This window comes from Neobacillus drentensis, assembly GCF_036965645.1.
Lineage (GTDB): Bacteria > Bacillota > Bacilli > Bacillales > Cytobacillaceae > Neobacillus > Neobacillus drentensis_D.
This window is the reverse complement of the sequence record NZ_JBALPZ010000097.1, coordinates 9961-18019: the sequence shown is the minus strand read 5'-3', so window position 1 is coordinate 18019 and position 8059 is coordinate 9961. Positions and strand designations below refer to the sequence as shown.

12 protein-coding genes are annotated in these 8059 nt (G+C 36.3%); 7 read left to right on the top strand and 5 right to left on the bottom strand.

Annotated elements, in window-relative coordinates:
- Positions 1-51: 51 nt before the first annotated feature.
- The 3 genes from V7266_RS19035 to V7266_RS19025 form a co-directional block, all read right to left on the bottom strand.
- Positions 52-954: a protein-ADP-ribose hydrolase gene (locus tag V7266_RS19035; RefSeq protein ID WP_335469929.1), complete on the bottom strand. Its 903-nt coding sequence runs from the start codon at positions 952-954 to the stop codon at positions 52-54.
- A 14-nt stretch (positions 955-968) separates the two neighbouring features.
- Entirely contained in the window at positions 969-1814 is an 846-nt protein-coding gene (locus V7266_RS19030; RefSeq protein WP_335469926.1) for an SIR2 family NAD-dependent protein deacylase, read from the bottom strand.
- Positions 1815-1932: 118 nt separating this feature from the next.
- The gene (locus V7266_RS19025; protein ID WP_335469924.1) at positions 1933-2805 is read right to left on the bottom strand and encodes an SDR family oxidoreductase; all 873 of its coding nucleotides are present in this window, start codon (positions 2803-2805) and stop codon (positions 1933-1935) included.
- Positions 2806-2983: 178 nt separating this feature from the next.
- Between V7266_RS19025 and V7266_RS19020 the strand changes: the two genes are divergently transcribed.
- A complete protein-coding gene (locus V7266_RS19020) occupies positions 2984-3442 on the top strand; it encodes an Rrf2 family transcriptional regulator (protein ID WP_335469933.1) in 459 nt (152 codons plus the stop codon).
- 102 nt (positions 3443-3544) lie between these two features.
- Positions 3545-4081: a sugar O-acetyltransferase gene (locus tag V7266_RS19015; protein ID WP_335469922.1), complete on the top strand. Its 537-nt coding sequence runs from the start codon at positions 3545-3547 to the stop codon at positions 4079-4081.
- A 314-nt stretch (positions 4082-4395) separates the two neighbouring features.
- On the opposite strand, the gene V7266_RS19010 is transcribed toward V7266_RS19015, so the two are convergent.
- Positions 4396-5001, bottom strand: coding sequence for a hypothetical protein (locus V7266_RS19010; protein WP_335469921.1), 606 nt, complete (start codon positions 4999-5001; stop codon positions 4396-4398).
- A 185-nt stretch (positions 5002-5186) separates the two neighbouring features.
- On the opposite strand from V7266_RS19010, the gene V7266_RS19005 reads away from it, so the two are divergent.
- The gene (locus tag V7266_RS19005) at positions 5187-5585 is read left to right on the top strand and encodes a DMT family transporter (RefSeq protein WP_420491452.1); all 399 of its coding nucleotides are present in this window, start codon (positions 5187-5189) and stop codon (positions 5583-5585) included.
- A gap of 124 nt (positions 5586-5709) precedes the next feature.
- On the opposite strand, the gene V7266_RS19000 is transcribed toward V7266_RS19005, so the two are convergent.
- Complete coding sequence (locus V7266_RS19000; protein WP_335469918.1) at positions 5710-6018, bottom strand: hypothetical protein; 309 nt, start codon at positions 6016-6018, stop codon at positions 5710-5712.
- A 202-nt stretch (positions 6019-6220) separates the two neighbouring features.
- On the opposite strand from V7266_RS19000, the gene V7266_RS18995 reads away from it, so the two are divergent.
- From V7266_RS18995 to V7266_RS18980, 4 genes are all read left to right on the top strand, one after another.
- Positions 6221-6655, top strand: a complete 435-nt coding sequence (locus V7266_RS18995) for a MarR family winged helix-turn-helix transcriptional regulator (protein ID WP_335469915.1) — start codon at positions 6221-6223, stop codon at positions 6653-6655.
- A gap of 50 nt (positions 6656-6705) precedes the next feature.
- Positions 6706-6897, top strand: coding sequence for an SDR family NAD(P)-dependent oxidoreductase (locus V7266_RS18990; RefSeq protein ID WP_335469913.1), 192 nt, complete (start codon positions 6706-6708; stop codon positions 6895-6897).
- A 17-nt stretch (positions 6898-6914) separates the two neighbouring features.
- On the top strand, positions 6915-7352 hold the full coding sequence (locus V7266_RS18985) for an SDR family NAD(P)-dependent oxidoreductase (RefSeq protein ID WP_335469931.1): 438 nt from the start codon (positions 6915-6917) through the stop codon (positions 7350-7352).
- A gap of 106 nt (positions 7353-7458) precedes the next feature.
- Positions 7459-7983: an NAD(P)H-dependent oxidoreductase gene (locus V7266_RS18980; RefSeq protein ID WP_335469912.1), complete on the top strand. Its 525-nt coding sequence runs from the start codon at positions 7459-7461 to the stop codon at positions 7981-7983.
- The last annotated feature ends 76 nt before the right edge of the window (positions 7984-8059 follow it).

The window sequence follows — 8059 nt, the reverse complement described above, 5'->3', positions numbered from 1 at the left end:
TATGGGTCACAGTTCAAGGTTAAGTTATGGAAAGTTTCTATAATGAAAATTTCACCGGATAATAACATTTGCATATTCATTGTAATCTTCTTTACTGAACACGTTAAATATGATTTTCTCAAGATGATTTGGGTGGTCTAGCAGCCATTGATTGACGGTCTTTACGGCAATATGCGCAGCTTCCGTTTTAGGAAACCCGAATACACCTGTTGAGATCGCACAGAAAGCAATGGTTTTAATATCTTTCATTTCAGACGCTAATTCAAGGCAAGAAATATAACAAGACGCTAATTCATCCCTTTGTTGCTTTGTTAATGTCGTACCTTTGGGGACAATTGGTCCAACCGTATGCAAAACATAACGGGAAGGCAGGTTGTATGCTCTTGTCATTTTCGCATGCCCCGTCTTCTCTAACTCTTCTTGGACAGACATAATCATTTCGCAATCTTCCCTTAGCTTCGGACCAGCAGCTGAATGAATGGCATTATCAATACAGGCATGTAACGGCTGAAAGCATCCTAGCAGTTGTTTATTGGCTGCATTAACAATGGCATCAGCGTTTAATCGTGTTATATCCCCTTGCCACAAAATAAACTTATCCGTTTGGGAAAAAGGATTAACAGGAAACATGGATGCAACCGATTCAAGTTTTTCCACCTCAATAATTTCTTTTTCATATAACTCCATTTGTAAAAGAGAATCCATCTTTTCATAAAATTCATCATTTAATGGTTTTGGGGCCCTTATGTTTAATAGAGCTCTTAACAAATTACGTTTGAGATTATATTCATTAGGAATTTCTACATCACCTGGAGTATCAGGTTCACGTAATAAGAAAGTAATTAAATCGTTTATCCTATTTTCAGCATGGTTCTTCATGGTTGGAGATGGCGGGATAAATGGTTCAGTTAATTTAATGAATGAGGCATAATCCTTTAATAACAATTGATGCATTCCATTCCTCTCCTTCATTCCATTATGGCTGATACAACTTCTTGCATATCCTCCGTAAATGCAATGGTTTTATCCATGTTTTCTTTTACACCTTCCGGGTGTTCCTTGTTAAGACGAATCAATGTCGCATTCCTATTGTGGTATGTCATTTCTTCAAAGGGATAACGAATAATTCCTGGGGTATTAAATCCTATCCCTAACTCCAAAAACACCATTTTCTTTCCTTCAGTTTCCTGTAAAAACTGATTGTATGATTGATTCCATTCATACCACTCTTCATTCTGCACAAAATATTGGTTAATCCTTAAATGAGGGTCCATCGTTCCACCACATACAGGGCATGTTGGTACAAGTTCGGATGGTATTTTACAATCCACCGTTTTTTCCACCATTTCCTTTACCCGTGATTCATTAAAGTACAACTTGTCATGGCAACCATTTGAACATTGCAGGAACCCATAATTCCCCTGAACTTCAAACACTTTATCAGCGGGAAATCCCGACTTCTCAAACTGGCTATCGACATTGGTGGTAATGACAAAATAATTTTTACCCTTTACCAATTGAAAAATGTCCCTGTACAGTTTCGTTGCACCAGGTGTAAATCGGTTTACAAGAATATGTTTTGCCCAGTATGCCCAGCGTTCCTCCTGTGTTGGGAATGGATAAAAACCTGCTGAATACATGTCGGTCAATCCATATTTTTCAATAAAAGAGGAAAAATTCTTCGTAAATCTTATCCCGCCATATTCAATCCCCGCTGCAGCAGATAAACCGGCTCCACCGCCTAACAAAATATACTCTGCATTTTCAATTACAATCTTTGCCTGCTGACTGCGTGTCTCAAAAGAATTTTTCATCCATCGTACCTCCTTAACTAAAAACCGACCTTCATACCAAGGTCGGTTTGTCATACCTATTCATTAAAACTAAAACCCTTTACTTCCCCTTGTAACAGGCATTTTAGTATCAAATATTTTATTTTGTTTGCGAGATTACATTAACAAGTTGTGTCAGTGCTTCGTTGATCGGCGTAACTGGACGGCCAAGAACTTTCTCAAAATCATTGCTTTTCACTTCAAGTGAACCGTTTCGAATGCTTTCTTGAATTCCCACTACAATCGGAATCACAAAATCAGGTAAACCTAACCCTTTCATAATCTCTGCATATTTTTCGTCACTTACTTGTTGTACTGGTATTTCTTTACCCAATACAACCGCAAGAGCAGATGCCAATTCTTCTTGAGTTAAAAGAGGGCCAGATAATTCATACACTGTATTCTCGTGACCGGTTCCAATAAGAACCGCTGCCGCTGCATCCGCATAATCTTGCTGCAGTGCCCAGCCTACTTTACCTTCACCAGAAGAAGTTACCCATGGTGCGCCTGCCAAAGCCCCTTGAATGCTTCCAATTTCGTTTTCCAAATACCAATTGTTGCGCAAGAATGAATATGGGATACCCGTCTTAATGATGGCTGCTTCTGTCGCAACATGAGGTGGAGCCATTAAATTTTTGCTTTCTGTTGCATTTGCCAAACTTGTGTAAGCAATAAATTGTACGCCTGCACGCTCAGCTGCTTGGACAGCATCCGTATGTTGACGAATTCTTGTTTCATTGTCACCATCCGCAGAAATAATTAATAAACGGTCAATCCCTGTAAAAGCCTGAACTAATGTTTCAGGTTTGTCGAAATCTCCTTGACGAACGTCCACTCCCCGAGCACGAAGTCCTTCTGCTTTCTCAGGATTTCGAACACTCACTGCCAGCTCACTTGCAGGGATTGATTTCAATAATGTATCTACCACTTTTGATCCTAATTTCCCTGTAGCTCCAGTAACTAATATTTTCATTGATATTCCCTCCAGTTTTCATCTGTAACAATATTGATTACATGTATTCATTTTAGTTACATGTTTTAAATATGTCAACAGTTAAAATACTTTTTTTATTTTGTTCGTATTTTGGTATAATAAACTTGTAATCAATTTAATTACATGATTAAGAAATAAATAGGGATGGTGAATGAACATGTCCATCAGCAGCCGATTCGCTGTCGGAATTCATATATTAGCTCTTATTGAAATAAATAGAGATGGGGTAAGTTCATCTGAATTTTTAGCTGGGAGTGTAAATACTAATCCAGCAGTGATTAGAAAAATCATGGGCATGCTTAAAAAAGCAGGGTTGGTAAACGTGCGACCAGGTATTGCAGGGGCTGAGTTAGCAAAGGGCTTATCCGATATTACATTACTTGACGTATATAAAGCAGTTAATGTTGTCCAAGAGAAAGAGTTATTTAGCATTCATGATAATCCAAATCCTGAGTGCCCTGTCGGAAGAAATATTCAATGCTCCATTGAACCATTGTTTACATTAGCCCAAACGGCATTGGAAAAGGCTCTTGGGAATGTAACTATTGAAGATGTGGTGAAAGATATTATTGAAAAAGAGGAATTAAATAATAAGAAAACGACATTTCTTCCTTGAATGTCGTTATTTGTCCAAACGCTTAGGCGTTGAGTATTGTAGATTTATTAAGTGTTACTTAAAAAAATATAGTGTTCTTAAATAAATGAAGGGAGATTAAATATGGAGAATAAACGGAAAATTTATTACGAACGAGGTACTGAAGAACTAAGGCTGAAAAATATTCGTGCCCATAAACTTGTTCAAAAATTTAACAATTGTCCAATCGAAGATTTCGAAAGTAAAGAGAAAATCATTAATGAACTGTTTGGAAGTGTAGGAATGAATCCAAGTATTGAGCATAATTTCCATTGTGACCTAGGATATAACATTCGCGTTGGAGATAATTTCTATGCTGGTTATAACTGTACGATTTTAGATATGGCTGAAGTAAGGATTGGTGACAACTGTATGATTGGTCCAAATGTTGGACTATATACGGCTGGTCATTCAATCGAACCAAAAGACAGGAACAAGAGTGGCTATGCCATTCCAATTACGATTGGAAATGATGTTTGGATAGGTGGTAGTTGTGTTATCTTACCTGGAATCACAATCGGTGATAATTCAATTATTGCTGCTGGTTCTGTTGTTACGAGAGATGTTCATTCAAATTCAATAGTCGCAGGAAACCCAGCAAGCATACTGAAAAATATATAAATCCTTATCAAACAAGAAAAATTGTAAAATATAGACAAAAAGCAGAGGATAATTCCTCTGCTTTTTCTTGTGCTAAATTCCATTCGACTTCTATACTAATGATGTTGCCATTCATTTTTGTACTTCACTAGGAACTCGTTAACATTAACCCCCTCTTCATTAATAGAAGAGAGTTTTACAGATAACCGCATTTAGAGTTTTGATCTGTTTATAATTTATAAAAAGCTAACCAGTAACCAGATCAGCTTAATAAGAAATTCAATCTATTAATCCATAAGTTCCTATTATTATTTTTCCTTGTTTAGCCAATTCCCTTATTTTAGTTGGGTTGTCTGTAAAGGATTTTCCGCTAAAATTTTTTCCACATCCTCATATCCGGGTAGAAACGCATAGTTGTATCGTGCAGGTAGTGCAAACACGTAATAATTGTTTTGACCCAATTCAGTTGGGTCAACAGGAGCGGCTCCTATATGAAATTCTCCTCGCTTTAGTGAGTTCCACTGGTTAACTGTAAATACCATGATTGGGATGTCCTGGCGTGGGGTGTTCTTAGTCCATTTAGGATCTCTAATGGAGATAATCGGACCTGTTTCATCTACTGTACCACCGTTATCATTAGCGATCCCCTCCCATTGACTTGTTACAATTGAATACCCTCTCCAACTTGCAGGAAGCTTAAAGCTAAAACCGTATTTGGTATTTTTATAGACAATTGATTTAGATGCATCAGATGAAGTGGATGCAGAAGAAGATGAGGATGAATGGTTGGAAGTGGTGTTTTGCTGTCCGCTTGTATTGGTGTTTATTTGATTCTGATTTACGCTTGTCGGGCTGCTAATTCTTGAACATCCCATAATAAGAATTAAAATTATTGTTACCAGAACCCATTTAAGTATTGATTTTTTTAATGCTAAGTTCATACATATTCTCCTCACATTAAAAATTTTCAAAAAACTAATTATACACCCAAGATCCCATGAAGCTCTTTAACACTTTTGTTTTTACAGTAAATAATCTATTTAAGATTGACCTAATTTTGAAGACTCCCCCACTAGCCCCGCTTTATTATTTTATTCACCCTTGAGCCAACTTAAACCATACATACATTTATTCTCAATTAACCTTTTTAACCGGGACAATGTTTCTAGCTATTTTTGTTCTCTATTTTGGTCATGGAAATTTGCTTGCCATTCTGGAGGCACCTAAATGGCAATTAAGTGCCGCATTTTTAGGCACAACGTACTTACTTCTCACGGTCATGGCGGTACCAAGAATTGGCGTCATAGCAGCCAATATTGCTGGTATAGCGGGTCAGCTTGTAATGGGTGTGCTGATTGATCATTTTGGATGGTTTAATAGTTTAGTAATAGCTCTAGACATGAAACGCGCTTTCGCATTACTATTTATGATTATTGCCCTTTATTTTATCTATAAAGGAAATAAACGCTCAAGCGAACAAACAGATGCGCAAAATTTAAATAAACCAAAAGCAGCAAATCACTAAAGTATAAGTTGTAGTTCCATTCAAAAAACGTAAAAACATGCAGTGGAAAAATCCTGTTTTTCCCTGTGTGTTACAAATTGTAAACACGAAGGAGTTCGTTAAAACATCTCTGTATCAAAATAATTTAACCCCACCACATCGCACAAACAAATATTGACCATAAGGATACGCATAAACCTATCATTCCAAAACCATATATGTATATATGAGTAAATTTTTTATCCATTTTTCTTACCTTCATCATCAAATAGGCTAATAATGGGGTAACTAAGTATAGGAGGACACTAATAACCGTAAAGATGGTTAAGTAATATATCGTAGGATTTGTATTAGCCATATGTTCATCTACAAAATAGGCTAAAGATTGTCCGTATACGCCTAATACAGTTGCAATTATCATCAACATCCATAAAAAAAAATGCACCTTTTTCAATTCCCACTACCCCTTAGCAATACAAGGCAGCACATCTACCTTAAGTGTAATATTACACTAATTATAACAAATACCCCCATGATTGAAAATGTTTTTTATTAAACAATCCTGCCAGATAGTAGAACAATATTTAAGTGAGAGTTGACCTTAATGTAATTTCGTGTTAATTTGTATATGCAAATGAATAAAAGGATTTGATTAAATGAATGAAGAAGAACAGATATTAATTCATTGTCTTTACTTTACAGCCAGCCGGTTTACTCGTAACATTACAAAATTAGCCGAAAAAACATTTGATTTTGGTGACCTTGCTCCTTCATATCTTTACATGATTATGATTGTGAAGTTCCATCCGGAAATCACACAGAAGGAACTATGCCACAAGTTATCTATTGCTCCTTCCACAAGTACGAGATTTATTGATAAACTTGAAAAATTAAAACTAGTTACCAGAAAAATAGATGGAAAACAAACCCTTATCTCATTAACAGAAGAAGGAGAAAATGTTTACCGGCAGTTTCGGGTTTCTTTAAAAGAGTTGTTTACCAGCTATTCCAAAGTCTTAGGAAGCGAGTTCAGTAAAGATTTAAGTAAAATGCTGCATGAAGCAAGCAATAAGCTAGAAAGAGAACTGTAATTTTTTTACCCTTTCATTTGCATATACAAATAAGTTAGGAGGCAGTTGTTATGACAGGAAAGATATTGCTAATTGTCGGTGCTGGACCAGGGATTAGCTTAAATACAGCAAGGAAATTCGGAAAAGAAGGCTTTAATGTTGCCTTGATTGCACGAAATATGGAGTCATTACAGAAATATGAAAATGAACTTAAAGATGATGGGATTGCAGCAAAGGATTTCCTGGGGATGTCTCTTCAGTAGAATCTTTAAAAACCGCCATTAATGCGGTAATTAAAACTTATGGAAAAATTGATGTACTCTTATACAATGCTGCTGCAGGTAGACCAGGCAAACCAACAACATTAAGCGTGGATCAATTAGTGGAAGATTTTAAAATCAGTGTAGCTGGAGCTCTTACCAGTGTAAAAGAAGTGATTCCCCATATGGAGAATGGAACCATTTTATTAACGGGCGGAGGATTAGCTCTTCACCCCTATGCTGACTATGCTTCATTAGCGATTGGAAAAGCAGGTATTCGCAATTTAGCCTACAGCTTGCACCAAGAATTGAGCCCTAAAGGAATTTATGTGGGAACATTAACGATTAAAGGGTTTGTACAAGAAGGAACCTATTTCTCACCTGAAAATATTGCGAATACATTTTATAGTATGTATGAAAATCAAACTGAAACAGAAATTATGTTTGAAGAAAAGTAAAATTTTTTTGCAACATAATTTGTATGTACAAATGAAAAAATCTCTTAATGAAACTATACATGTAATCAATACTAGAAAAGAAAAAAAGACAAAAGGAGACTTATTAATGAAAACTCTTGTAATTATCACCCACCCTAATTTGGAACAATCGCGAATTAACCGCACTTGGATGCAGGAATTGAAAAAACACGAAGAAATTACGATTCATACTCTTTATCAAGCGTATCCAGACGGAAAAATAAATGTAGCACACGAACAAAGCCTGTTAGAATCACATGACCGTATTATTCTTCAATTCCCATTCTACTGGTATAGCACGCCTTCTTTGTTAAAACAATGGCAGGATGAAGTGCTCTCCTACGGCTGGGCATATGGCGAAGGCGGCGACAAGCTTCACGGTAAAGAACTAGGTCTAGCGATTTCAACCTTTGGACCAGAAGATTCCTATCAGACTACTGGCTACAATCACTTTACCATGGAGACTTTAACAACCCCTTTACATCAAACAAGCAACCTCATAGGTACCCGTTTTATGCCTTTATTTGTGCTGAATGGTGTTATGCATGTCACAGATGAACAACTTGAAGAAAATGCAAAAGCATATGTAAATCACGTTCTTCAACCATCCTAAATCGAAGATTAATTAAAATATAAATAAAGGTATTTCTTCCACTGAAATACCTTTTAATAAATTTTTTTGAGTATAC